Below are 25,971 nucleotides of genomic sequence, written 5' to 3' on the forward strand. Positions count from 1 at the left end.
CTAACATTCACGTTATAATGAGCATCAAGCATATCAGCATCTATCGAACGAAAATCTACGTCCACAGAATGTGTTGCATTATTTACAAGGATTGATGGAGAACCCAGTTTGGTTTGAACTGTATCAAGCAGTTTTCTTGATGCATCGGGCTGTGATAAATCCAATTCCATCGATTCACATCGTACTCCCAGACTGCGTATCTCCTCAATCAGATGCTTCGACCAATTAAAATCATCCTCATTACAATAATCCATTAAACGATCATAATTTGACCAATGAGTAAAAAAAATATCTGCGCCTTCTCTAGCTAACTCCCTGCATATTTCAGTACCAATACCTTTTGCCCGACTAGCACCAGTCACAATCGCAATTTTATTTATTAATCGCTTCATAAAGCATCTCCTCATGGGAACGCTGAACAAAGGTATGCTCACCAATAGCACATGTGTTCAGCAATCCTATATATGTATATTAATCTATTGAGTTGGAATAAATGAAAAAATGTAAGTAAAGGTTAAAAGGTATTTTCTCCATAGTAATCATTCATTCTCGTTTTCACCTCACATGATTAGTCTTCCATACGTGCCTTCAACTTTCCTGCTCTATTCTAGTCAATACAGAACTTATTACAGGTAGTAAACTCTCGATCTCTAACAAGTTTATGCTTGTCCTCTTCCCTTGGTTTTGGTTATATTTCAATCTTTGGTAAAGAGATAGACAGAATAATGGATTTCCTCAGTAAAATTCCAAAAGGAAATATCCTCATTTTAGAGAACTGAATAAAGGGCTGCTTTTCATTTCTCTAACATTTAAAAGGAGGTATACGAATGAATGAACAAATACTAAAAATAAATAACGTAGAGATTTACACAGAAAGTTTTGGGAACCCAGAAAATCCTGCTGTACTTTTAATAATGGGAGCAATGTCCTCGTTAGATTGGTGGGATGAAGACTTCTGTCTTCGCCTCGCTGAACAAGAGAGATTTGTTATTCGTTACGACCATCGTGATTTAGGCCGCTCTACCACTTATCCGCCGGGTACTTCTAACTATACAATAACGGATATGGCTGATGATGCAATTGGCGTTTTAGATGCTTACTCTATAGAAAGAGCTCATATTGTTGGAATGTCTTTGGGCGGAATGATAGGTCAGATTCTTGCTCTTAGATATCCGGATCGCATAGATTCTCTTACTTTAATTGCATCAAGCGTATTTGGAACTGAGGCGGAAAAATTGCCTCCAATGGAACAGCGTATACTTGATTATCATACAAAAAGCACTTCCATAGACTGGTCAAATCAAGAGGCAATCGTTCACTACCTTGCAGGTGGATGGAAAACTTTAAGTGGAACAAAACCTTATGAAGAGGAAAGAATGTATAAGCTAGCAAAAAGAGAAGCTGTCCGTGCCAAACAGCTGCCGAGTAGATTTAACCATGCTTTGCTTCAAGGAGGAGGCCAATATTATGACAGGTTGAGTGAAATTAGCACACCTACGCTGATTATTCATGGAACAAAAGATCCGGCACTGCCTTATGAACATGGACTTGCGCTTGCAAAAGCTATTTCTCATGCTAAATTAATAGCTCTTGAGGGTACAGGACATGAAGTTCATAGTGAGGACTGGGACCAAATTATCGAAGCAATTGTAGTGATTAGCTCTTAAAAATAAAAAAAGAGGAATGAAGACTTCAAAGCGCTTTTTTAAGAAAGCTTTGGGGTCTTTTCATATTTCAAAATTCCTTCCTTCTACTAGCAGTTGACAAAAACGTTTCCTATAGCAAAGGGTATTTTGTACAAAAGTACCTGCATCTTTTCAAGGCAGCCTATTTACGATACACTAATAATTCATGAAATATCCACATAAGGGTATTAAAGTAAGAAAATGGAGGGTTTTTATGAGATATTTTAAGGTATTTTTTTGTTTAATCTTATTACTCCTAGTAGGCATAACCGGCTGTTCTTCAAAAGAAGAAGTCACAAGTATTAACACTGTTGATGTACAAAGGTTTAAAGAGCACAGCGGAACTTATGTCGGAGATAATTCTAACGTAGTAGCTATCGTAAGAGCATTGCCTGGAGGAGAAACGTTTAAAGAAATCGATCTACATAATAAAACACCAAAAATAATTTATGGTACTAAAGAAGGCTCTTTATCAGAAGATGAAACGTTAAAATATTGGTTTAACGGTAAGAATACATTGGAGAAAAACTTTCTTTACAATGCTATTTATTTAACAATATTAGTGCCTAATGCTCAAGGTTACAATTTTAAAGTAGACAATCAAAAATTACTCAGTATCTAGAGAAGAAATGGAACAGTTTATTTCTGACAACATTAAAACTTTACCGGATAGTAATAAATTATTTGATAAAGAAAAAACACAGCAATTTATAGATGATAATAAAGAAAAGATAAATAAAACAGTTAAATCGGCAGCTATTCGAGAACAATTTTTTAAGAATGTTCCTATAGTAAAAGAATAAGAACAAATAAAGAGCCTTAAATAAGGCTCTTTATTTGTTTTCTATTTGCCTTTATGCTTAGCTTTTGCCTTTTGTTTCTTTAGGAAATACTTTTGTTCCTTCAGTTCTTCACGATATTGTTTAGCTTTCTTTTTTCTACTTTTTTTCTTTTCTTCGTACTCTTGCTTCATGGCTTCTTGAGCTTTAGTCGAAATACCAACCTTATTTATCTCTTTTGCTACTTGGCGCTGTAAGCGTTTTGGATTTACCTTTTTATTAGATTTTATTTTTGCATCAAGACCTGCATGAACTGATTGATTGATCACCTCTAGCAATTTGTAATAAATGAAGTCTAATATCTCTGTATCTTTTGGTTCTGCTCCAAATATATAACGAAATGCTTTTAACTTACCGCCTTCTACAACTTCAATAATTCCTACCCAAAACTGACCATCATGGTAAATCGTTAGTGACATAACGATTCCCTCCTCTACACATACTATGAAATGATGGACATCCCGAGGAGGGGAAGGTTACTGACATTAATACATATCAATGCATCCGGACTACCAACCGAATTGTGTTTTTACATCTCACATACAAATTTTAACATAAAAACTTTTAATATCACTACCTTCTTTTATTTTTCGCCGAAATTCATTGCAAAAAATAAAAAGCCCGCTATCATAAATATTGGAATTACTACAAAAGAGATTAAACTAAAATATTTCATCAGCCCTTTTTCTTGTTTTCCAAAAGCTATTATTCCACATGAGAATCCTATTAAGTAAACAGTGATACATACATACAAAATTTTTGAGCTGTGTATGGGTGTAAAATACTGTCCAACACCAACAACCATCCCCAGCAACGATAACCACAGTGAATATTGACTAAAACGTTTTTTCAATTTGGACCTCCCTGAACTAGGTACATGTTTATATGGCCCATTTAGTTATCATCTGCCATAATGTACTTAATCATCAGTAGAAAAAAAGCTTGGATGGATCACTTCAAACTCTTTTTTCTATAAAGAAAAAATCCTACTAAAGCCCCTAATACAGCTATAACTATACTAAAGCGAATTAGGTGAATAATATAATCAATAAGGTTTAAATAGGTTGTTTCTGTTACACCATCACCGACTGATTCAACTTCTTTATATGGAATCACAAAGAAACCTAATGACCCTCCTAAAATAAGGCCATAGACAAAACCTTTTTCTATAAATTTCAACAAGAAACTCTCCTCCTTTCAAAAATACGCATTCAATGAGTTATAGCATTCTCTACTACTATTAAAAGACATTTATTTATATTTCATAAAAAATATTTTATTATGAATTTAATTACATATAATCTATATATTAACATATTCGCGTATTAAAAAGGAGACTAACGTATAGTCTCCCTTTCTATAAAAGTTTAATAACTTTAACCATGTTATTTACTTAACCAAATTTTCAAATTAAATAAAAGATCCAGAAAGTCACGAAACAAGGAAGCTTTTCACAGCAGTTAAAAAAGCGGATAAGTTTCCTGCATGCACCTCATGTCCAGCCCCTTCTATCGTTACTAATTTACAATTTGGAATGCGCTTAGAAACTTCCTGCAATTTATCTTGAGGGATATGGCTCGATCCTCCTCCTATAATGAGAGTAGGTGCAATTATTTCTGTAAGACTTCCCCACCATTTAGGGTTGGGGGTGTTTAACTGTTGAAGAATTGAAGGTACAACCTTCCAGTCAAACGGTAAAGAACCAGGAGGTTTGGCAGGAATTTCGAACTTTTCTCCTGTAAAAGGTGGAGGAGTGTCTTCAACAATCAATTGATCTACCCTTTCTGGAAATGTTTCAGAAAAAAGATAGGACACCGTACCGCCCATAGAATGCCCAATCAACGTAAAGCGCTCCAAATTCATCGCATTTACGAACTGAAGTAAGTCATCACACATAAGTTCAAACGTATAGGTGCCGGTTCTTTCACTTCCACCGTGTCCTCGCTGATCTAAAGCTAAAAATCGATATTCCTCTCCTAATACAGCTGCTACTTCATCCCACGACTCTGCACTCATTCCCAAAGCGTGAAGTGCAATAATGGCGGGTGCCGAAGCTTCGCCCGACTCTCGATATTGAAATGTTAAACCATTTAGTTCAATTTGATTTACTCCCATTTTCAAATTAGATCAACTCCTAACTCAGATTTCACCAATTAAAATCTAGTTTATTAAGGTTCATCTATATATTAGTGAAGAAATGAAGATTTCCTTCACCTCTTATCTTATTAGGAAAGATATTAGATTATTTTATGTATCCTGTGTAATTCTTTAGTCAGCATAATTCACCTAGAGTTTTTTACTTTCGATACCTATATAATTTAAACCAAAAGTACTGCAAGCCAATTGAATAAAAGATTGTAAAGGAAGAGACATAAATTTATCTTTATGCCAAAACATCTGTGTATAAAGAGGCGTATCAATTTTAGTACAAGCCAATTCTTTTAACATGCCGTTCTCAAGCTCTCCTTTTACTACTACTTCGGGCAATATCGCAATACCTAAATCTAGCATGACGCATTGCTTAATAGCTTCTACGCTTACAAATTCAAATTTAGTGGATGTACAAATACCCGCCTCGCGAAACAAGTTTTCCAATACTACTCGATATGAACAACCTGATTCGGTATACAACAGAGTCTCATTCTCAAGATCTTCTAAGTAAATTTCCACTTTATCAGCTAAAGGATGCTGAGGAGAAGCTATAATTTTTAGGTTTTCTGCAACAAGACATTGCGTATGTAGATTTGCATCGTAATGCTGAATAGGCTCCATTGTAAAGGCAATATCAAGAGTTCCATCTAGTAGCTGCGCTCTTGTTTGTTCTTGAGAGTAGATGGGCTTAAAGATCATTTTAACCTTTGGAAATTGATCCTTAAACTCTTTTAATATTGGAGGCAATCTATATGTACACTGACTTTCAGAAGATCCAATAATAAGCGTACCCGCAGGCTCCTCCACTCCACCTACAGCGTTTTTTGCTTCCTTAGTCAGTTGAATCATTTTATCGGCGTAACTTTTAAATTCTCTACCTGCCTCTGTTAAAACCAATCGCTTTCCGAGACGTTCAAATAAAGGAGTTTCAAGTTCATTTTCAAGAGCTTTTATTTGGGCAGTAACACTTGATTGAGCAAAATTCAAAATTTTAGCCGTATGGGTGAAATTTAAGTTTTCTGCAGCTGTTTTAAATGTAATCAGTTGTTTTATTTCGATTTTTCTCACCTCTTTATAATCGGATATTTCGATTGATTCAATCGGAATGTTCATCTGTAACGATCGTTAATTTCATTATAAAATATGGTAAATCAAACCACAACATACTAAATATAAAGAGATAAGGGGAAATCATAATGACTATAAAAAAAGAAAATACAAAAGAATCAATTAGCCTCACGCAAAAAGAAACAAGTGAAAAAAGCTTCAAATACTACTGGAATGAAATTATTCGAGCGCTTATCGTGACTAAATGATTAAAACTAATCTCACACGTAAAAAAAGCTGTCACATAAAAGCGCTTAAATATAAAAGAATAATCCACTAACTCCGTATGTTACCAGAGTAAGTCGATTATTCGCTTATTTACACTTGAAAGCATGTTTATTGTCTTGAATCTAACCTGAAATCCGCAATGTCCTTGTCATCTTGAGAGATGATGAGTGTGCCTTTTAATGCATTAGCCTGTAGCTTTTTTAGTTTTTCTTCAGCTGGCAAAAGAGGTAATTCACTATTTTTTTGTTTTGCTCCTAAGGTATAACTAAGAGTGAATTTACTTGTTCCTTTAGATGGAGTTTCTCCTATACTCATACCAATCCCTAACTTATTGTTATCCATATTATAAATATTTGAACCAATTGCTTCTTTTACAGCTGATACTAACTCTTTATCTGGTTCTATGCGAATGTTTATTTTATCAGGGTCAGCGAGAGCCATACTATTATTGGACGTATTTTCCATCGTGAATGTATAGTGTAACTCCGTTGGAACGATACGTTTACTTTTATTCTTTTTATCAGGTACTATCATTTCCCCAACGATTTTTTTATCATCTGTCAGCATTACCTCTGCTTTTTGTAATTTTAAGTAATCAACATTGTTTACATATTCCGTTTTTGAACAAGCGGAAATGATAAACAACAAACAAATAACAAACGAACCAAGATAGAACTTTTTCATAACACACCCCTTTTTTATCCCACCTCTATTTCAAAATAAAAATGATACACTATCTTTATTTAATATAATGAGTTTTATAGACACTTTAGTATCTTTATTGACGAGAATATAAAAACCACATAGGCATCTCTGTGTTTTCAATTAGCAACACTTGTTCATGCTTAGGATCACCTTTAATACCATAAATAAAATCACCATTTTGTGTTTTGCCAAAGGCTCTAAAATATTTCTTAGAGTCGTACTTCGTTTGATCGGCCATCTCCATACACTTATAATTTCCATATGTATCACTTAAAAGCTTTGTGTTAAACATATTCTCCTCTTTTGTTACATAAAACTTGTCGTAAGAAAAAAAGAAAAAATATATACTTAACGCCCCTATAATTGTTATACAACTAGCTAAACCCCATCGAATTTTTTTATTCACTTTCGACCTCTTAAAAAATTTTTTTCTTTACTATAATTAGGTTTTGATATATGTAATACGCTCACATAGAACGTATTTTCTGAAAGATAAAGTAGTCAAATTAAATAATACTCACCTTTTTTGGACGACCTTTTTCATTAACTGACTTTTATGATCTTTATCTTTAACTATAATATAATCCTCTGTTCCTTTTACTGAATAGATTTTTGAACCAACTGTAAAATAGTTTGATTGATTATTACCTGCGGGCATTTTAGTTGCTTTAGTTTTCTTTTCTATTGTCCCTATTTGGCCTCCTATTTCTTGTGTTTGATCTAATTTATCTTCTGTTCCGTTATATTCCTTGTTTTCAACTACAATAATGATGGCAGAAGAACTTTCTTTATTCGTTCCTGTACTTTCTTGATTACATGCAGTTAGAACGGTTAAATAAACTACTGACAGAAAACTAAGTGTTCTCTTCATAATAGCCTCCGAAAATCATTTTCCTTACCCCTTGATTAAAATTGATATTAGGCGATATACCAAGTTCAGTGACGTATCATAATGTATTCGAAAACGAACAATCCTAAAAGTTCTATTAAACAAACTTTCCGGGTTCCTCCACATAAAAATCCACATAACCGCAGCTTGAACAAACGTAAGGTATTAACTCACTGTAATTGTGATTATTATTCAATACGCTGCTTGGTGTTTTATTTACACCTACTGTACCAGGTGATGATTGAATACGGGCTTTGGTTAGAGCTGAATCACATTTAGAGCACTTTTTTCTTTGCATACATATCACCCTTTCTATTTCATAACATCCTTCCTATTTTCTATAGTACATGCTTACTAACTTTAAAATTAATAATTAGCCATATAACTTGAATAATCAAAGGGAAAATAAATGCAATTAGCAACACTATAAATCCCAATAATTTTAGCTCCGGTGTTTGGGTAACACCCGCTCCATCCACTTCTCTTGTCCAGATAACAGCTGTGCCTACAGCGAAAAGTATGATCCAAATTATATTAGCTATACACCAGGAAATCCATCGTCTTTTCACATCATCACTTCTTTCAATTTAAGCTGCATCTTTCTTTATTAATCCCCAGATAAGAGCAATGGTAGAAATAGCTCCACCTACCGCAAAGAGATAAGAAGAAAACGGTATTGTTTCATGTATGAATAAACCTCTTATTCCATAAAAACATAGGATAATAGTGCTGATTAAACCAATCATAAGCCGAATATTTTTATTGATCGTTTTCTCCCCCTTTAGGCTTCTCTTTGCACCTGATCCTTTATCATAAGCCCGAATAAAGCGAAGAAGTTCAACACAACCAGCAATCCATAATAAAAGCCTATCCCTTCAAAAAGCAAAGAGAGAATAGGAAATATCATAGATTCAAAGCCAAATAACATAATAATAAGCCCAATTCCTTTAGCGAGCTGTTTTTCATCCTTAGGTGTAAATATCTTTCCATACCCAGCAATAAAATTAGTACTACCTTTTTTCCATACATGTTTCCCAATATAAATGATGAAGCAGCTTACTAAACATATAAATAATACGTTTAACATCAGATATTACCCCTTCTTTACACACTCCAATTTAACATATATAGTATATTTCACCATAAAAATTTACAAATATTATGTATTAAAGGTGGACTCATAAAATATAACACTATAAAATATATACATACTAATTATAGATATCTTAATTAAACAAGAACTCACTGAAGAAGTTGTGAAAAGCGCCTTTTTAAATGAAGAATACAGCGATAAGAAAGAACATTTACTGGTAAAATGGATTAGAAAGTCAGATCCCTTTATTCCTGAACTTTCATTAATCGCATTTAATCAGAATGCAGGTATTATAGGTCATATTCTTTTATCTAAAATAACAATTGCTATCGATTCTTTGGCACTTGCTCCAGTTTCAGTTGCATCTCCGTATCAAAAGCAAGGTGTTGAGAGCCAACTAATACATGCTGCGTTAAAACGCGCAAAAGAGCTTGGTTATCATTCAGCAATTGTTTTAGGGCACAAAGATTACTATCCTAAGTTTGGATTTAAACCAGCTAGCTTATGGAATATATATGCTCCATTTGACGTGCCTGAAGAATTTTTTATGGCCATAGAGTTAACAGAAGGATCTCTAAAAAATGTGCAAGGTGTTGTACATTACTCAAAAGCTTTTTCAGAGTAAGCACTAACTGATTAATTAGGTTTTACGTAAAGGCTGCCTGGAAAATAATTTTATAGTATTTTCTATGGGCAGCCTCTTTTTTATTTACCTGATATTATTAAAGCGGTGGGTTTTCCACACCTAAATGAACCCAATCTTCTTTTGGAGGTCCATAAACTCCAGCAGGTTTTAGGCCTGCTTGACGCATAAGAATGGTAATCTGACCTCGGTGATGAACAATATGCTTGATTAGTCCCATTAAGATTGTGGCATTTGATTGGGTTCTTCCGAACGCTTCTTGAGTGTGTTCTAGGGATTCATCTGTCCATTGCTGTTCAATGATTTTAGCAGCATGAGAACTTACATTTTTAAAGGTTATAGCGATTTCCTGTGCTGAAGATGGAACACTTGCTGTACTTTCAATTCTGTCTATGCTTAATCCGAATTCAGTTAGGTAATCTGGAATATTTGTTGTAAAATGCCAAGCAATTCTCCCTAACGTACGCCCTTCAGGATACACTTGTTGTTTCAACGAATTATCCGTCAAGCTATCTAAAACTTTTTGAGTCAGCATGGCTTCGTTGTTCCATTCTTGGATAAAATCTGAAATGGTATTATACATATAAAAGACCTCCCGATATAAATCTAATCTAAATCAATAACTAAATAATATCATAGAAGAAAAATAAGTTGGTTTATTTACTAAAGGAAGGGGACTTTATGTTATTTAAAGCTACCGCTCAAAAAACTATTATTTTTACTCTATTACCTTTAAATGCTTTATTATGGATTCAAGCAATTCAGTATAAAGCACTTGCCTTTTTACTTCTTTTGGCTATCCTTTGTTCGTTTCTTGTGCTTTTCATAAGATATGAATTTGAAATAGACAGAGATACTTTAACCTATAGAATATATATATTATGGTTTAAAGTATATGCAAAAACCGTTAAACCAAGGGACATTAAAAGAATTGTATTTAAACGGTTAAGTTGGAAATCAAAATTAGCAGTAGTAAAAGTAGAAAACGGGTGGAATATGCGAATAACATTATTTAATCCACCAAATGTTTTTAAGGAGTTAGAAACATTTGCACATGAATATGATGTAGATATTCAAAAAACAGCAGATTATTAAATTCTAGAGAAAACATCTTGAATGCCACCGCGTTTTGGATACATTAAACTACACGTAAGTCAGGCCGTATAATAATCAACGTTGTTCATTTCTAATTAAGCTGCTTTTGGACCTCTCTACTGCTACAAAGCATTAGTAAAGAGGTCCTTTCCTAAACACCTCCAAGTTAAACACTTTGTTCTCCTTCCTCACACCAACCCCAAGCCCTATATAAAAATAGGCTTCAAGGTCATTATTTTTAACATTATTTGGATATATAATTCGTATATAACACTTTTTAAGAGGTGATGATTCTGTATATATCAAAAAAGGTTGGCATTTTAAGCTGGTTTGCTACTTGCTTGTATTTTTTAGTTGAACCTTTCTTTATTTTGACTTCAACTGCTCCCTACAGTTTTTTAAATCACGCAATGAGTGATCTTGGCGTAACTTCTTGTGGAACCTACACCTATTCAATTGCACCTCATGAAATTTGCTCTCCTCACCATTTCTGGATGAACGTATTGTTTATTATAAATGGATTAACACTTTCAATTGGTGTTTTGTACATTTCACAAAACCTAAAGAAAACAAAAATAACCCAACTTGCAACAGCTTTTATTCTTATATTAGCTTTAGGTAATATTGTTTCAGGCTTTATACCGGCTGATATAAATTTATTTTGGCATTCAATATTCGCTCAGCTTGGCATGATCAATGTTTTAGCTGGTCTTTGGATATATGCATCCTCTTTAAACAGGGGCAAGTATTGGACTTATGGCTGCTTAGTCTCCTTACTAGTCATCCTTATACTTATTATGCTTGTATTTTTTGTTCCTATGCCTACCGGCCTGTTGCAAAGATTATTCTATTTAGTAATCTTTATATGGGGCACCGTGCTTTCCTTTATGTTAAACAAGTAATCTATTATCATTCCATTTCATATGAGCTTATAAGATTACGTTAAACTACTCGTAATTTTAAACAGCAAAAAGTCCATAGAGGCATCCCCTATGGACTTTTTATACGATTTTGTTAGATAAATTCTCTTAATAATTCTTTAGATTTCTTTCCGCTAAAACCAAAATAATTGCCAATAAGCTTGACGTATTCTGTGTAGGTAACTTTTCTATTTAAAGCAGTTTCCCACCATCTCTGTGGATTATAATAACGACTTCCACTAGAACAATAGGTTAATTGTATTTTGGTATCCTTAAATTCTTTATTAAAGTTTTTTTCTACCCTTTTCATATGATAGTTGGAAGAAACAACAATAGCGGATTGAAAATGATTGTTCATCATTAGCTCTTTTGTAAATTTAGCATTTTCCATAGTACTTGTAGCGTGATTTTCTAATATAATTGAATCCTCAGGTATCCCAGAGTCTTTGGCTTGATGATAAAAATTATTCTCTTGACCGTTCGAAAGAATTAAATGAGACGCATAGCCTTTTTTATATAATTCAATTCCTTTCTCCAGCCGATCATTATCACCACTTAACACAATAATCACGTCAGATTTTACAGGCTTTTCGTTTACGACAAGCTCTTTCCCGGCAAACAGAAAAAAAATAATCCCTAATCCCAGCATGAATATGCTGATCTTTACTCTTCTACCTTTAATTTTTTGCATATAGACCCTCATTTAAAAAGTTCACTTCATATCGTATCATAAAGCTCAATATTCATAAAAATAAAAAGGTAATCTTCAAAAAAAATTTTGCGCGCTGCAAGTGATCACACTTTTATATAAAAGTTAGAAGGTAAAACTTTAACAAACATTCTTTCTAAATATTTTTATATATCACCTTAAATTTCTATAAACTTAATATTTTTACTTATTTGTATTAATATTTATATTTTCACTTATTTTTCATTTTCCTATGATAAAATCACGATGACACAAGAAGCAAGCAAAATAATTTATTTATTAACCTAAAAAGCTGACCATCATGGTCAGCTTTTTGAGTTAAAAGAGAATTAACGACATCATAGCTTTCTATATTCATTGAGCCAGTGCACTTTAATCTTTAGTAAGATTCTAAGTTTTTTATTAGACAAATATTTTTCCTTAATGTTAAACTGTTTCCCGAAGGAAAAATAAATCAGGATTCAACTAAACTATATGATTTGCTAGCGTATATAGGCATTTCAGTCTCTTCTAAGTTAAAATTTTATTTTTAAAGGGTTTCTTACGCCCAAAAAGTTTCCTTTAGGCAAATTTATAGTATTCAACAAAAAAAATAAGTTGAAGTCAAAAAATAGCTTTTTCATTAAATTAGGACTATTAAACGCTTTTAATTATACAGGCTATCCCTTGGTAGACCTTTTATATAAAAAATACAGGTAAAACAGATTGGAGGTTTGGGATAAATCATGAGAAGAAATCTATTTTATTGATGTTTTTTTAATTCTACATATATTAGAGAAACTTATGTTCAGTGATTGGAATAGAAATTTAATAAAGAAAAGGTGTTTTAAAGATGGAACGCAAGAAGTCGGAAAGCTTTAATTATGGTCTCGCTTTTACACTGCTGCTGTTTTTTATCATTAGCTGTATAGCTATTTATAACGCGCAAAAAACAGGACAGTATTCTACAAACTTTGTAATTAAACAAGTCGAATGGTACGCAGTAGGTATTGGAATTATCTTCCTCACCATGAGGCCCGATGAGGAACAATGGGACCAATTCACATGGTTCTTTTATGGGCTAAATATTTTTATCCTTATTTTACTCATCGTTTCTCCTCAAAGTATTGCTCCTGTCAAAAATGGTGCAAAAAGCTGGTTCGTCCTTCCTGGTATTGGATCGATACAACCTTCGGAATTCACAAAGATCTCTTTAATCTTAGCATTTAGTAAAGTGATACGAAATCACAACGAAAAATTTCGCGTAAGAGATATAAGAAGCGATGTTTTACTCGTTGGAAAGCTAGGAGCTACGTTAGCTGTCCCTATTCTTCTTATTATGCAGCAGCCCGATTTAGGAACGGCACTTGTGATGATCTTTTTATTCTTTGTCATGATATTCGTTTCAGGGGTAAGTTTTAAGCTCATTCTTCCTACCTTTACTTCTATTATAGGAATCGCTTCAGGTATTTTATATATGGTTTTGAACCACCCAAAAATGTTGGAAAAATATTTGCACGTTCAATCCTATCAGTTTGATCGTATCTATGCGTGGTTTGATCCGGAATCTTATGCAAACAGCTTGTCTTACAACTATATGCAAGTGTTAAAAGCAATAGGTGCAGGATCCATTTCAGGAAGAGATACATCAAAGTTTTCAGTATATGTTCCTGAAAAACATTCAGACTTTATTTTTAGTGCAATTGGAGAAAGTTACGGCTTCGTAGGAACTAGCCTTATCCTTTTCTTATTTATGGTGCTTATTTACCAAATTATTACCGTCGCATTTCAGACGAAAGATCAATTCTCTACATACATTTGTACCGGCGTTATTTCAATTGTTTTCTTTCATGTCTTAGAAAATGTGGGCATGTGTATAGGCCTTCTTCCGATAACGGGAATACCACTGCCGTTTATAAGCTACGGAGGAAGTGCGTTAATGAGTACGATGTTTTTGATGGGACTAGTATTAAATATAAGCTTTCGATCAAAGGCTTATATGTTTGATCAGGATGTGAGGTAATACAATGACTAGTAAAAAAATAGCTAAAGAGATAAATTCAGACCTAAAGATTCGTATGAAAGTATTGAAATATATGTGTATTTTTTTATTTTCTCTCTTGTATATAGCCGTTATTAGGTGGTTTTTTTAGGAGGAGTTTTTATGTTCAAAAAAATTCTAAAGTGTTACGATTACAAATTTATTGCTGCATTAGTTGTTTTAAGCCTAATCGGTTTAATTATGGTTTACAGTGCCAGCATGGTAACAGCGATTAGTCGTTATGGTGTATCTGGGGATTATTTTTATAAAAAACAAAAGCTTGCTCTTATAGCAGGCTTTATCATATTCACATTAGCGGCTATCATTCCGTATAAAATTTATCAGGAAAAAGCAGTATTAAAAATTTTATTAGGTGTCGCTGTTGCACTCCTTATTTTAGTTTTAGCTTTTGGACATACAGCAGGTAATGCACAAAGTTGGTTTAAAATTGGGCCTATTGCTATTCAGCCGTTAGAAATAACAAAATTAACGCTCATTATCTATTTAGCTGCTGTTTTTGCAAACAAACAAGAGTATATCAATGATTTAAAAAGGTCGATTCTTCCACCTATGCTGGTTGTGCTTTTTATTTGTTTTTTAATTATTTTGCAGCCTGATTATGGCGGAGCCTTGCTTATTTTAGGAACAGTTGCAGCTATTGTGTTATGTTCAGGCATTTCAAAAAAATCCATTTTAAAAATTAGTTTATTAGGCGTAATTGGAACACTTGTTATGTTAGCCGTTTTATTAGTAACCGGAAACATGGACCTTTTGTTTTCTCCGGGGCGTTTAGCTCGTTTTACTGGATTCTTACATCCTTTTGAAAATCAACAAGGCGATGGATATCAACTTGTTAATTCCTATGTAGCTATAGGAAATGGAGGAATATTGGGTATGGGGCTGGGCCAAGGCATTCAAAAAACGGGCTACTTGCCTGAATCACATACGGATTTTATTATGGCCATTATCGCAGAAGAGCTGGGATTTTGGGGTGTACTTCTTGTATTAGGGCTACTGTTTTTTATTATTTTTAAAGGATTAAAAACAGCTATTAAGTGTCGTGATCCTTTTGGAGCACTGTTAGCTATTGGTATTTCCGTTATGATGGCTGTTCAAGTATTTGTAAACCTTGGAGCTGTCACGGGTCTTCTTCCTATTACCGGGGTCACCCTCCCTTTTATAAGCTTTGGAGGTTCTTCGCTTACATTGTTAATGCTTGCTGCAGGAATACTTACCAATGTTTCGATGTTTAACACATACACTCAAACATATAAAAGCCAGTCAGTGGAACAAGCTTATATAAGGAATGTTTAACGTTTGAATCGCTAAGTGGTGTATGTTGGCTATTGTGGTTGTTATTAACAAGCTTTTACAGAAGACACATATCTCTAATTCTTTCAAGCAAGCTCAACCTTCATATTAACACCACTGCTCGCTGCTATAATAAAAAGTCCTGACTATATATCAGGACTTTTTACTTGATTTACATACATAATAATAAAGCTACCGTTTAGTTTCAATTGCTGTGTTTTTTACTAGTAATCTATTATAGGATAGATTTACTTCCTAAATAACGAGGTGCCCAGTAAGAATTGCTTAACGATGCAATAGTTACACCCGTTGAACTTCCAGCATGAATAAATTGCCCATTTCCAATATAAATTCCAGCATGTGAAGGACCTCCAGTAGTATCGAAGAATACGATATCTCCAATATTCGGAGTAGATGTACTTTTTCCTGACTGATACAAGGTAGCTACTGTTCGCGGTACAGTTACTCCACCTCCATTTTTAAATACGTAATAAATGAAACCGCTGCAATCAAAACCGTTTGGAGACGTGCCTCCCCAAACATATGGCACCCCTATAAATTTTTTAGAATAAGCAACAATATCGCTAGCTGTCGCTTGCGTTGAACTATTAACAGTTGAAGAACCAGTAGTGCTAGTAGATGCGTTATTTAAGGCATTTAAAGTAGCCGGACCTACTATTCCATCCATAGCTAACCCATGATCCCGCTGAAAATTCATAACGGCAGTTTGAGTAATTGTGCCAAAATACCCTGTTGGTGTGGCGTTAAAGTAACCTTTTTCCTTTAACAGCTGCTGTACTTTTTCAACTTCATTACTAGTCATTCCATATTTTAGAAGCGTACTGCTTGTAACCGCACTTGTTGAAGTAGCTATTAACGCTTGATATGTATTGGGTCCCACAATTCCATCAGCGGTTAAACTATGAGAACGCTGAAAGCTTAGAACTGAATCTTTTGTAATTGAACCAAAATAGCCAGTCGAAGTAGCTGAAAATATGCCCTTCTGTCTTAAAACATCCTGTAATTCTTTCACGTCTGGATCTGTCATACCTTCTTTTAATAGCTTGTCTCCTAAAGCTGCATGGCTTATTGTTGGTAAAACAATCAATGATGAGCATAAAGCTAATGAAGAAATTATCTTTTTCACTAAGTATATCCCCCGATGTTATATTTTTCTTGTTCTTGACTATAAAATTTTAGCAGGGAGAAATAGAAAAGAAACAACCCATTTGTGAATTTTTTGTGACAATTTTAAAAAACACTTGATTTATTAGGATGTAATTATTTATTTTGTCATATAAAGTATAAATATACTTATAATGGTTAAAGTTACGATTCTTTAACCTTACTCTTCTTTTTACGTATATACCGCTAAATCTTTCATACAATAAAGCACCTTTTTATGGTTGTAACCATAAAAAGAAAAAATAGGATACAAGCGTAAAGAGATAGGAGGAATAATGTGAGCAAAATAGTGGTTTTGAAGCGCCGGTTTAAATACTTACTTATTAAACTATTACGATTAAAAGATCATTCACATAAAGTTGCGCTAGGTTTTAGTCTAGGTTCTGTTGTGAACTTTGTTCCTACCTTTGGATTTGGCCTTATAATATCCGTAGGTTTAGCTAAATTATGTAAAGGAAACAGCATAGCAGGACTTATTGGTGGAATGTTTTTTATGTGGGCCTTTCCGTTTATGTTTTACTTGAATACAGTAGTTGGAGGATATATATTCCCAATCGATCTTGATCAAACTTTACTTCAGAATACAGATGGAGATTTAGATAATCGACTAGAACTAGGAGCAAAAATAGGAAAGAATTTTTTAACAGGTATGATTCTTAATAGCTTCTTATTTGGAAGTATACTCTATATTGCTAGCTACTATATTATAAATCAGTACAGAGGCTTTCTCTTACACTACATCTCTAAAAAATGGATAGTAAAAAAAACGTACTAAACAAATGGATTATTAGTTTAATTTCAACCTTTATTTCTACTTGTAAATCAATATAATTTATATAAAAATATAACCATTAACCTGAACATTTCTTCAAAAGGCATAGAGATAAATTAGCCCATAATTGATACCTGAGGTTACCAACCATGGGCTAAGATACAACCTTTGTTTTTGCTTTAAGATGCATATGGAGGAAATAAGGATCTGCTTTCACTCCTTTGTTGAAGATAATACAGTCTGTTTCACCCATTTCTTTCGATTTCTTTGATCAATGATCCATCGATACAAACTTTGTATACCTAGTATCAAAGAGATGCTGACCCCGCTAGCTGCTAGGATTAATGCAAAGTATTCTACAGGATTGTATGCAAGTATACTTCTCCAGTTGATTCTCCCGATAAAATCCTTTACTACAAGCCCCATTCCAAGCATTTGACCTACTACTCAATAAACTCTCTAGAGATTGTTTAGCTTCCTTATATATATCTTTTTTTCTTTATAAGAGTACATTCAGTTTAAGAACTTAAAAACAATAAAACAGCTCCACATAAAAATAAGCAGCCACACTATGATAATAATTGAACCCGCAACCCAATTTTTAGGTTTTTCATTTTGAATGAGCTCCTCTGCTTTTATTGTGCAGTCCTCTATTACATTTTTAGGAAGCATCTTCAAAGCAAGCATAATTCCTAAAGGAACAATGATTATATCGTCAATATAGCCTAAAACCGGTATAAAATCAGGAATTAAATCGATTGGACTGAAGGCATATGCAACCACACAAGCAGTAAATACTTTGGTATACCAGGATACTCGTTCATCTTTATAAGCTAAGTATAAGATAAATAGCTGCTTTTTTAACTTTTTAGCCCACAGCTTTAATTGATTAAGCATGTTTCCTATTCTCCTTTGCTATATATCTGGACGGTTTGATGCCATATAAAAATTACTTTTATTCCCTTTGATATCTACACATTTCTCTTATTAATAAATTTAGAACTATAAAAATAACTGATTAATGCAATCATCTTGATTTGCAGCTAGTTTTGGAACAGCTCCAACAGGAACCCAATAATAGAAAAAGATTAATCCTGCATCTTCTCCTTCAGAATTCACCTTATATTCCCACCGTTCTGCCGTTTCTTCTTGAACTTCTAAATGAAAAACATGTCGTTCATGATACTGATTTTTACCTTCATGATGATAAACATATTTTTTCAATTTTGTTACCGATAAAAACTCCATTAACCCAGACTCTTCTTCGACCTCTCTATATAAAGCTTCTTCAATTGTTTCTCCTTCTTCTACAGTACCGGCTGGAACTTGAACTCCTGCTTCTGGATAATCTTTGTGTTCGCAAACTAGTAACTCTGTATAGGGCTCATTGAATCTAGTTATGTAAGCCATAACTTTTGTTATAGTGGTCTTATTCTTCACGTTCCCTTCCTCCTTTAACAGCTACTAATTGGAAAACTTCTTTGGTAAATTATACATACATATGTTGGGTTGATCTAAACTCGCTTTTAAAATCTATGAGATAGACAATCTGTAATTTATTCCCAATCGTTGTTTCTAGATTCAAAAAACTGTTTATTTATAGGTGAATTAACAGTAAAATTCACATCATACAGCTCAAGGGGGTTAAAAATGGCTATAATGCACTTGATTGTTATAACTACAGTTACTTGCTTACTTTTACTTTCATACAAACTGGGCAGAACAACATCTTCTTTAAAATATACAATACCTTTAACTGCAGAAATGATTAGTCTAGGTGTTGTTAGCATAAGCTAATTTTACGGAGGATTAACTGGTATGGGAATTGGAGTAGTGAATTTTGCTATTTTTATAGGATCTATTATATCTATAATCATCATATCAGTAAGTGAGATAATAAGAAGTAAAGAAAGACCTACTACTAAAACAGTTAATGCGATTCCTATTGCCATTTCTCCCCGCCTTTCTTATAAGCAAAAGGTTTTATCTTTCAACCTAGCCCGCGCTTTTTAGCTCTAGTGCTACTATAAATATATTTGTAATGACAAATGAGATTAACCCTTCTCTCATTGTGATTGAACTTTTTATCTGTATATCTTTTCAGCTAAATACTACCATTTTAAAAAGCAATTCACAGAAATTTAGTCGAAAAATAAGTAATGCCCCTATTTCAGAAGCATTACTTATCTTGATAGACTAATTAGTAAATCGTATATATAACCAACAGCTTTATCAAAAAACAACTATGCTTTTGCACTGGAATTATTGCTGCTTATTACATCTTGGCTACTAGATTTAATGCTTCTAGCTACTAGTATACCTACTATCCCCGATATCCCTAAAATAATGAAGATGTAGTTATAACTTGTAACAAGAGCGATAAGCGTGGACGAAATAATACTTCCGAAATAACGAAACGTTGAATAAATGCCGGAGGCTGTACCAGATTGCTCTTTGCTTACCGAGTCTAGCGAGGCAACCTGCATGCTTGTTAAACCTATTCCGGTCGAAAAACCTCCAATAATTAAAGCCACTATAAGAAAAAGAATAGATCCAACGTTCTCTAAAGATAGAAAAAGAATAGTAGAGACAATGATCATAGCAAAAGAAAATCCGATCACTTTTTTAGAGCTAAACTTATTGTTTAATACTCCTCCTATCCAACCGCTTACAGACATTGAAATCGAAAAAACCGATAAAACAATACCCGTTTGCGCTGTAGATAAATGAAATTGAGACTTCATTAACAGCGGCATAATTAATAAAATTACATACATAACAAAATTGCTAAGCATAATAGATAAATTAGCGCTTGTAAAAGTGGAATTTTTAAATAAAGAAAAATCGATAATCGGGTTTTCTGCCGTATTTTCTCTTTTGATAAACAAAATTGTAGATAGAATAAATATTATTCCCATTATTAAAGCATTGGTAAATTCCATACCGTGTGTCAACAAGATTAATAAAGAAATGCTAATCGCTAAATAGATAGAACCTTGAATATCTAAAGTACTTGTTTGCTTTTTAACATTAAATTTAGGAATCATAACTATTCCACTGATTAAAGCTAAGAAAAGAAAAGGAACGTTGATCCAGAATATAGCTTCCAAATTGAAGTTTTCCAGCAGGACAGACCCTAATAAAGGTCCAATTGCAGCACCCAAACCCATCCCCATTCCAAATATACCTAAAACTTTAGGAAGCCGTTCTTTTGGTACAACATATCTAATGATTGCTATAGTGTTTGGAGTAAGTAAAGCTCCTCCTACTGCCTGCAGTGATCGAAAGATAATAAGGGAAATGAGATTAGTTGAAAATATACAGCCTAAAGATGCTATTAGAAAGAACACTACGCCCCATAAATAGATATTTCTGTTTCCGTACAAATCTCCTAGCTTTCCAGCGATAGGCTGAGTAACAGCCATTACAATTAAATAAATAGTTACTACCCACGAAATATTTGCAAGTGGTTCATTAAAATGAGCTGATATGGTTGATAGAGCAACGGCAATCATGGTCGAATTAATTGGTACAAGAAATGTCCCAATTAGTAATGAAATAACCAAGATAAGCTCTTTATGTTTACCCAAACATTATTGCCTCCTTTTAGTGGAGAGAAATTCCTTTTATAAACGTGTTTATACTGTTTTTGATCATATCTTGATAATCTGCATGTAAGGCTTTGTCTCCAAAATTCAGTTTATACATAAAATATCCCCAATACGTACTTAGGAAAATCTCTGCTTGTGTGCAGCAATCTAATTCTTTGATATATCCTTTCTCTTGCATTTCTTCAAAGTATTCTTTTAGTATTTTTTTCGTATCATTAATTTTTTTTATAATTTCTTCGTGCGCCTGTGAGAAAATTAAAGGGTCTTTTAAAGCAATTGAAATCATATCTCGGTTATTATCAAAGTCTTTTAGTAACAGGTAACCGAAATTCGTCAAATCTTTTTCAAGCTCCCATTCAATTGATTTATCAAAGATCTCAAGTGAAAAGCTTGTTGTTTTGACAATAGCTTGAATAATGCCTTCTTTATTGCCAAAGTGGCGAAAAACAGTCAATTCATTCACGCCAGCTTGTTCTGCAATTTCTCTAGTAGTAGTACCTTTATAGCCCTTTTCTTTAAGCAGTTCTATTGTAGCTTTTGTTATCTTCTTTTTTGTTTCATCTTTTTTCATGTTAATCATCCTTTATGCTTCCTGAATGTAAGTATTTACTTTCCATTAGGCAGTATATAAAGGAAAAAGAGCTGTTGTCAAATGGAAGCGAAGAGAACTATTTATTCATTTAAAAGCGTGACAATTCCATTCGTACCATCGACCATAACCATATCGCCATCCTTTAGCTTATCCGTACTTATTTTCGTACCAACTACTGCAGGAATTTCATATTCACGTGCAATTATTGCGGAATGAGAAAGGATACCCCCAGCGTCAGTAATAACAGCCCCCGCAGTCTGAAATAAAGTAGTCCAAAGTGGAGTAGTGGTCTTACATACCAAAACATCACCTTTTTCCAGCTTGGAAAATTCCTTCGTATTTGAAATAACTTTTACTTTTCCGGTATATGTTCCCGAGGAAGAGGCTAACCCTTTAATAGAATGTTCGCTGTTAGCGTCATTTTCCTCAATAGCTCCCATATATTTCTCAGCTTCTTTCAGCTGAGCTGGTTCAGGGACGCCGAAGTATCTAGGCAAGTTAGGCATTTGCTCATGTTCTGCGTGTTCTTTTTTACGTTTCTCGATTAATTTTGTCACATCTACTGGATTTTCTAAAAGAGACTCTAGCTCATCAAGATATAAAAAGAAAATATCTTCTTTCACTAGAAAAACATGATAATTAACTAGTAAATCACCTAGCTTGAGTAGGAATAAACGAGCTTTTGCATCCAACATTGCATCGATATAAAAATGATGGTCATCTCTTATAACGGATGCATCTAATGCCCACTGATAATATTTTTTAAACTCTTCTTTATGTTTGCTATCCGCTATCTGTTCGAGGAGTTCATTGTAGTTCTGTTCACGTTTCTTGACCGTCTGTTTAAAATTCTCATCAAAGTTGTAACCGTCATTAACATATCCTTGAATAATGGATAATGCGTGAAGAGGATTCTCTAGCCAAGTTTCTCCTACGAAATCGTGACTTACAACGTTTCGGTATCCATACTGTTTTAGAAAAGTATCTACTTCAGCCATAAAGCTTTTTGCTGCTTTATTTCCCTCTAATTTCTTTAATAAAGTTTCTGTGCATTCTTCTTGAAAGATTTCAGTAAGTTCACTATCTCTTTTCACTGTTAAAGCAAGTCTAGAAAGCTGTTGATCCGTTTCCAACGATTTGTTCATTTTTCCGGTCAATAGCTCATAAACATCATGTCCAGATTTTTTATTTGTAAGGTTTTTATAGGATTCTTCAACTGTAGTATTTAGAGACATTTGAGGTATAACAATGTCAAAATGCAAATCATATGCCGTTTTATAAAAATCAGCTAGATTTTGAAGAATCTCTTTTCCTCTCTGAAGGTTGAAATTTTCCCGGGTAAAGCTATCTAATTTGTCATAGTAAGATAAAAATTGTTCCTTAATAATTTGATTCATTCGTTTTGTTAAGATCGGATAAATACTTTCCATTAATTCTTTATGTTTTTGGCTTCTCTTATCAGAATCTCCTTTAAAAGGCTCCGTTCTTGTATAGATATGTCCTTTATACACTTTTAAATTAAGCCTATTAAATATAAAGTTTAACTTTTGAAAACTAGCAGCTGTTCCTTCAGAAAATGCTGGAATAATAAATGAAGCGTACAAAGGACTAACAGCATGAGAAAAACTTGTGTCATTTAAAATCCAAAACTCTTCCATATCCTCGAAACTTAAAGATATATCTTTTTGGAAAGAAGTTAATTTATTATCTTCTGCTAATGTTGTAATCGCTCTTGCCTGCAATAGATATACTTGATCATATTGAATACCAAACTCTATGTCTACAGGGTGTTGATAAAGAGCTTCTACCTCTTTTGTTATTTCCGCTAGCTCAATGATTTTTTCGTTTGTTAAACAAAATTTTTGCTGCTCATCTTCCGTTGTTTCGATTTCTTCAACACCTTCATCAAGTGGAATTATTTTTACTTCCTTTAGCCCTTTTTCTTTCTCTATCTCAAAGGTTTGTTTATTAATCAGGTAAACATCAGGTGTTACTAAGCCTGATACGATTGCTTCTCCTAGTCCATAGCTGGCATTAATCATCATTTCTTTTGTATTATGAGTAACGGGGTTTTGGCTGAAGATGACTCCCGATACTTCGGACTCAATTAATCCTTGAACAACAACTGCCATTGAAATTTTATCAAAATCAGCATACATATTTTGAGTATATTGTTCGACTCTTTCAGTGAAAAATGAGGCCCAGCACGCTTTCACTTTACTCAAAAAATCCTCTATACTTTTCACATTAAGATAGGTTTCATACTGGCCAGCAAAAGATGCACCCTCTAAATCTTCAGCACTGGATGAGGAACGAACAGCTACTGACGTATAAGAGCTTTTTAAGGTTTGAAAGGCCTCTATTAGATCTGTTTCAATTTCCATCGGAATTTCCCCGTGCAAAATTCTCTCGTGTATATTATCCGTGTGACGATCAATCCCATTCCATTCGATATATCGCTTTAAAGCTTCGGTTTGAATAACAAAGCCATCTGGAATCGGTAAATTTTCTTTTTTCATTTTTATAAGGTTTAAAGCTTTTGCTCCAACTCTTTCATTCGCCTCGTCGACCTTCTGAAAACTTAAACTATACATTAAAAATATTCATCCTCCCACAAAACTATTTTAAAATGTAAGTAACTACTTACTTTATATTTATTTTAATTCTTTTAAATTTTTATGGTCAATAAAAAGTGGTAAAACATTAAAAAAATGCATATTTAGTTGTGCTTTATTTTAATTTTACTTAAATAATATTCCTCTTTTTTATTCCATTTTTTTACTTTCATTAGTCTTTTTTATTATAAAGTCTAAATAGTTAACTAATTAAAAGGTTAATAAAAGAAATGCAAAAAACCCCATCTAAATTAAGATGGAGGTTTTCCTCTTTTATAGTTGTGTTAACCATTATCTCGGAGTGCTTACAAGCTTCCACTGGCTGAGTGTCAATTTTATTTTATATCCTCTAATATATAAGTGAGCACTATCAGATTTACGAGTCATATGCGAAGTCATGATTAAAAATCTCCTTTCTCATAGAATTATTTTTAATATAAAACTATTTTGGAAATCTTAACCTAAGCATAGCTCAGTATTGTAAATCCTTTATTAATGACAAGAAAAGATTATGTAAACATTGGAGAGTTGTAGGGGAGCCACTCATTAGTTATGTTTCAGCTTCAATAGATTGAGATCTCTATATATGTGAATTCATTGACGAAGCAAAAATTGCAGTGAAGATTCAAAATCAAGTGGATTCTAATACTGTAAGGTAAATTAAAAGGATAGGCCTTTAAAGACTTATCCTTTTACATAGCATATAAAAAATTTATTTTCTTAATAAAATTGAGACATTAACCATCTATAATGGTTATGTCCAAAGATCGGTCTATTAGATTGACAAGCTACTATTTATGTTAGATACAATAGTTTTTAACTCCTTCAAATCATCTATTACCACATCCGCTTGTGCAAGCTCAGCTTCTTGAGCAAAATCAAAATTACACCCCACTGCCATTAAATCATTATCCTTTGCAGCATTGATATCAGATAGGCGGTCTCCTACTACTGCAGCGTATTTGATATCATATTTTTTTATAATCGTTTTGACTAACTCTCCTTTATCGAGGGTTTGGATTTGTTGAATACTAAATGTTTCTGTCACCCAATTATTCAAATCGTAATGATCTACAATTGCTTCTAAATACTCTTTTAAACCGTTACTTGCTATGTAAATGGAACAATTATTTTCTTTTAAATAGCTAAAGACCTCTTTTACATTGGGATATAAAGCACCTTTCCCTTTTTTTATGTTTGCAACTAAGCTTTTCAAAAAATAGTCATCCGTATACTTTCTGATTTCATACGAATGAGTAGGTAATAAAGCTTCCCATACTTTGGGTAAAGGTACACCCATAATTTCACGATACTTATCAATAGGAGTACTAGCGTCCCATTGGTTAAGTGTACGCAAATGGTTAAAGGTATCATCAAGTGATAACTCTAAAATTTTATCTGTTTGAAACAACGTTCCATCCATATCAAAGATTAGTGATTGCAACATTAAGTATCTCTCTCTTTCGGCAGTATTAAATATGTATTTATATATAATACCATAAAAAGGAAACTACAGTTATTAAAAACCATAATGCATGTTCTTAGCACAAAAAAGCACCTAATCATTTATAGGTGCTCTTTTTAACTTTACATACTTTGTTTGAAATAATAAATGAAAAGGTAGCCGCTATAATCGAACTTAAAAATGGATAATTAAAAGAAAAAACACTGACCGTTGAGTTACTCAAAGGCTGTGAAAGATCAGGTACATATGTAAGTGTAAGAAATAGTCCAGAAACAGTTTGAAAAGCAAACAGTAACACTATAAAACTGCCAATAAACACTACATATCTTTTCAAAA

Annotated in this window: 31 protein-coding genes and 1 pseudogene; 11 read left to right on the forward strand and 21 right to left on the reverse strand. The window is 33.3% G+C overall.

What is annotated here, in order from left to right; genetic code table 11:
• On the reverse strand, nt 1-392 hold a 392-nt coding region (locus tag N178_RS06215; RefSeq protein ID WP_045291294.1), incomplete at its 3' end, for an SDR family NAD(P)-dependent oxidoreductase.
• Between the two features lie 435 nt (nt 393-827).
• Here N178_RS06215 and mle point away from each other — a divergent pair.
• From mle to N178_RS27455, 4 genes and pseudogenes are all read left to right on the forward strand, one after another.
• Nucleotides 828-1,667, forward strand: a complete 840-nt coding sequence (gene mle, locus N178_RS06220) for an alpha/beta fold macrolide esterase (protein ID WP_045291296.1) — start codon at nt 828-830, stop codon at nt 1,665-1,667.
• Between the two features lies 1 nt (nt 1,668).
• Nucleotides 1,669-1,780: pseudogene (locus N178_RS28010) on the forward strand (IS6 family transposase); the annotation flags it as partial.
• A gap of 119 nt (nt 1,781-1,899) precedes the next feature.
• Nucleotides 1,900-2,307 carry a DUF4825 domain-containing protein gene (locus N178_RS06225; protein WP_237758412.1) on the forward strand — a complete coding sequence of 136 codons (408 nt, stop codon included), beginning with the start codon at nt 1,900-1,902 and terminating at the stop codon, nt 2,305-2,307.
• 7 nt (nt 2,308-2,314) lie between these two features.
• The gene (locus N178_RS27455) at nt 2,315-2,488 is read left to right on the forward strand and encodes a hypothetical protein (RefSeq protein WP_237758413.1); all 174 of its coding nucleotides are present in this window, start codon (nt 2,315-2,317) and stop codon (nt 2,486-2,488) included.
• A gap of 41 nt (nt 2,489-2,529) precedes the next feature.
• Here N178_RS27455 and N178_RS06230 read toward each other — a convergent pair whose 3' ends face one another.
• The 11 genes from N178_RS06230 to N178_RS06275 all read right to left on the reverse strand — a co-directional run bounded on the left by N178_RS06230 (nt 2,530) and on the right by N178_RS06275 (nt 8,691).
• Nucleotides 2,530-2,943, reverse strand: coding sequence for a YjdF family protein (locus N178_RS06230; RefSeq protein WP_045291298.1), 414 nt, complete (start codon nt 2,941-2,943; stop codon nt 2,530-2,532).
• Nucleotides 2,944-3,107: 164 nt separating this feature from the next.
• Nucleotides 3,108-3,377: a hypothetical protein gene (locus N178_RS06235; RefSeq protein ID WP_045291301.1), complete on the reverse strand. Its 270-nt coding sequence runs from the start codon at nt 3,375-3,377 to the stop codon at nt 3,108-3,110.
• Between the two features lie 98 nt (nt 3,378-3,475).
• Nucleotides 3,476-3,706, reverse strand: a complete 231-nt coding sequence (locus N178_RS06240) for a hypothetical protein (protein ID WP_045291303.1) — start codon at nt 3,704-3,706, stop codon at nt 3,476-3,478.
• A gap of 249 nt (nt 3,707-3,955) precedes the next feature.
• Nucleotides 3,956-4,645 carry an alpha/beta fold hydrolase gene (locus N178_RS06245; protein ID WP_080890148.1) on the reverse strand — a complete coding sequence of 230 codons (690 nt, stop codon included), beginning with the start codon at nt 4,643-4,645 and terminating at the stop codon, nt 3,956-3,958.
• A 165-nt stretch (nt 4,646-4,810) separates the two neighbouring features.
• Nucleotides 4,811-5,734 (reverse strand): LysR family transcriptional regulator, encoded by a 924-nt coding sequence (locus N178_RS06250; RefSeq protein WP_193377148.1) that lies wholly within the window; start codon nt 5,732-5,734, stop codon nt 4,811-4,813.
• Nucleotides 5,735-6,118: 384 nt separating this feature from the next.
• Complete coding sequence (locus N178_RS06255) at nt 6,119-6,694, reverse strand: hypothetical protein (RefSeq protein WP_045291305.1); 576 nt, start codon at nt 6,692-6,694, stop codon at nt 6,119-6,121.
• A 94-nt stretch (nt 6,695-6,788) separates the two neighbouring features.
• The gene (locus N178_RS06260) at nt 6,789-7,121 is read right to left on the reverse strand and encodes a hypothetical protein (RefSeq protein ID WP_045291306.1); all 333 of its coding nucleotides are present in this window, start codon (nt 7,119-7,121) and stop codon (nt 6,789-6,791) included.
• Nucleotides 7,122-7,232: 111 nt separating this feature from the next.
• Nucleotides 7,233-7,586 (reverse strand): hypothetical protein, encoded by a 354-nt coding sequence (locus tag N178_RS06265; protein WP_045291307.1) that lies wholly within the window; start codon nt 7,584-7,586, stop codon nt 7,233-7,235.
• A gap of 115 nt (nt 7,587-7,701) precedes the next feature.
• Nucleotides 7,702-7,902: a hypothetical protein gene (locus tag N178_RS26555; RefSeq protein ID WP_152640838.1), complete on the reverse strand. Its 201-nt coding sequence runs from the start codon at nt 7,900-7,902 to the stop codon at nt 7,702-7,704.
• A gap of 40 nt (nt 7,903-7,942) precedes the next feature.
• The gene (locus N178_RS06270) at nt 7,943-8,173 is read right to left on the reverse strand and encodes a DUF3923 family protein (protein WP_045291309.1); all 231 of its coding nucleotides are present in this window, start codon (nt 8,171-8,173) and stop codon (nt 7,943-7,945) included.
• A gap of 212 nt (nt 8,174-8,385) precedes the next feature.
• A complete protein-coding gene (locus N178_RS06275) occupies nt 8,386-8,691 on the reverse strand; it encodes a hypothetical protein (protein ID WP_045291311.1) in 306 nt (101 codons plus the stop codon).
• 130 nt (nt 8,692-8,821) lie between these two features.
• Between N178_RS06275 and N178_RS06280 the strand changes: the two genes are divergently transcribed.
• Complete coding sequence (locus tag N178_RS06280; RefSeq protein ID WP_045291312.1) at nt 8,822-9,322, forward strand: GNAT family N-acetyltransferase; 501 nt, start codon at nt 8,822-8,824, stop codon at nt 9,320-9,322.
• A 97-nt stretch (nt 9,323-9,419) separates the two neighbouring features.
• On the opposite strand, the gene N178_RS06285 is transcribed toward N178_RS06280, so the two are convergent.
• Complete coding sequence (locus N178_RS06285) at nt 9,420-9,923, reverse strand: DinB family protein (protein WP_045291313.1); 504 nt, start codon at nt 9,921-9,923, stop codon at nt 9,420-9,422.
• A 98-nt stretch (nt 9,924-10,021) separates the two neighbouring features.
• Here N178_RS06285 and N178_RS06290 point away from each other — a divergent pair, with 98 nt between their 5' ends.
• Together N178_RS06290 and N178_RS06295 are read left to right on the forward strand one after the other, a co-directional pair.
• Nucleotides 10,022-10,435, forward strand: coding sequence for a hypothetical protein (locus tag N178_RS06290; protein WP_045291314.1), 414 nt, complete (start codon nt 10,022-10,024; stop codon nt 10,433-10,435).
• A gap of 287 nt (nt 10,436-10,722) precedes the next feature.
• A complete protein-coding gene (locus N178_RS06295; protein WP_045291315.1) occupies nt 10,723-11,337 on the forward strand; it encodes a DUF998 domain-containing protein in 615 nt (204 codons plus the stop codon).
• A gap of 112 nt (nt 11,338-11,449) precedes the next feature.
• Here the strand turns inward: N178_RS06295 and N178_RS06300 are convergent, their stop codons facing one another.
• The gene (locus N178_RS06300; protein ID WP_045291317.1) at nt 11,450-12,046 is read right to left on the reverse strand and encodes a YdcF family protein; all 597 of its coding nucleotides are present in this window, start codon (nt 12,044-12,046) and stop codon (nt 11,450-11,452) included.
• Nucleotides 12,047-12,896: 850 nt separating this feature from the next.
• Between N178_RS06300 and N178_RS06305 the strand changes: the two genes are divergently transcribed.
• A complete protein-coding gene (locus tag N178_RS06305) occupies nt 12,897-14,066 on the forward strand; it encodes an FtsW/RodA/SpoVE family cell cycle protein (protein WP_045291319.1) in 1,170 nt (389 codons plus the stop codon).
• Nucleotides 14,067-14,207: 141 nt separating this feature from the next.
• Entirely contained in the window at nt 14,208-15,398 is a 1,191-nt protein-coding gene (locus N178_RS06310) for an FtsW/RodA/SpoVE family cell cycle protein (RefSeq protein WP_045291321.1), read from the forward strand.
• Between the two features lie 232 nt (nt 15,399-15,630).
• Here the strand turns inward: N178_RS06310 and N178_RS06315 are convergent, their stop codons facing one another.
• The gene (locus N178_RS06315; RefSeq protein WP_045291322.1) at nt 15,631-16,542 is read right to left on the reverse strand and encodes a C40 family peptidase; all 912 of its coding nucleotides are present in this window, start codon (nt 16,540-16,542) and stop codon (nt 15,631-15,633) included.
• Nucleotides 16,543-16,857: 315 nt separating this feature from the next.
• On the opposite strand from N178_RS06315, the gene N178_RS06320 reads away from it, so the two are divergent.
• Complete coding sequence (locus tag N178_RS06320; RefSeq protein WP_052942376.1) at nt 16,858-17,355, forward strand: DUF2062 domain-containing protein; 498 nt, start codon at nt 16,858-16,860, stop codon at nt 17,353-17,355.
• A gap of 510 nt (nt 17,356-17,865) precedes the next feature.
• On the opposite strand, the gene N178_RS06330 is transcribed toward N178_RS06320, so the two are convergent.
• Nucleotides 17,866-18,249: a YkvA family protein gene (locus N178_RS06330; RefSeq protein WP_045291325.1), complete on the reverse strand. Its 384-nt coding sequence runs from the start codon at nt 18,247-18,249 to the stop codon at nt 17,866-17,868.
• A 105-nt stretch (nt 18,250-18,354) separates the two neighbouring features.
• Nucleotides 18,355-18,792, reverse strand: coding sequence for an NUDIX hydrolase (locus N178_RS06335; RefSeq protein WP_045291327.1), 438 nt, complete (start codon nt 18,790-18,792; stop codon nt 18,355-18,357).
• A 378-nt stretch (nt 18,793-19,170) separates the two neighbouring features.
• On the opposite strand from N178_RS06335, the gene N178_RS27460 reads away from it, so the two are divergent.
• The gene (locus tag N178_RS27460) at nt 19,171-19,365 is read left to right on the forward strand and encodes a hypothetical protein (RefSeq protein WP_237758414.1); all 195 of its coding nucleotides are present in this window, start codon (nt 19,171-19,173) and stop codon (nt 19,363-19,365) included.
• 230 nt (nt 19,366-19,595) lie between these two features.
• On the opposite strand, the gene N178_RS06345 is transcribed toward N178_RS27460, so the two are convergent.
• The 4 genes from N178_RS06345 to N178_RS06360 all read right to left on the reverse strand — a co-directional run bounded on the left by N178_RS06345 (nt 19,596) and on the right by N178_RS06360 (nt 25,617).
• Nucleotides 19,596-20,942 (reverse strand): MFS transporter, encoded by a 1,347-nt coding sequence (locus N178_RS06345; protein ID WP_045291329.1) that lies wholly within the window; start codon nt 20,940-20,942, stop codon nt 19,596-19,598.
• A 16-nt stretch (nt 20,943-20,958) separates the two neighbouring features.
• Nucleotides 20,959-21,534, reverse strand: coding sequence for a TetR/AcrR family transcriptional regulator (locus N178_RS06350; RefSeq protein ID WP_237758415.1), 576 nt, complete (start codon nt 21,532-21,534; stop codon nt 20,959-20,961).
• Between the two features lie 101 nt (nt 21,535-21,635).
• Complete coding sequence (locus N178_RS06355; RefSeq protein ID WP_045291333.1) at nt 21,636-24,149, reverse strand: PEP/pyruvate-binding domain-containing protein; 2,514 nt, start codon at nt 24,147-24,149, stop codon at nt 21,636-21,638.
• Nucleotides 24,150-24,945: 796 nt separating this feature from the next.
• A complete protein-coding gene (locus N178_RS06360) occupies nt 24,946-25,617 on the reverse strand; it encodes an HAD family hydrolase (RefSeq protein WP_045291335.1) in 672 nt (223 codons plus the stop codon).
• Between the last annotated feature and the right edge of the window lie 354 nt (nt 25,618-25,971).

The sequence above is a fragment of the Priestia aryabhattai B8W22 genome, assembly GCF_000956595.1.
In the GTDB taxonomy this organism is placed as follows: Bacteria; Bacillota; Bacilli; order Bacillales; family Bacillaceae_H; genus Priestia; species Priestia aryabhattai.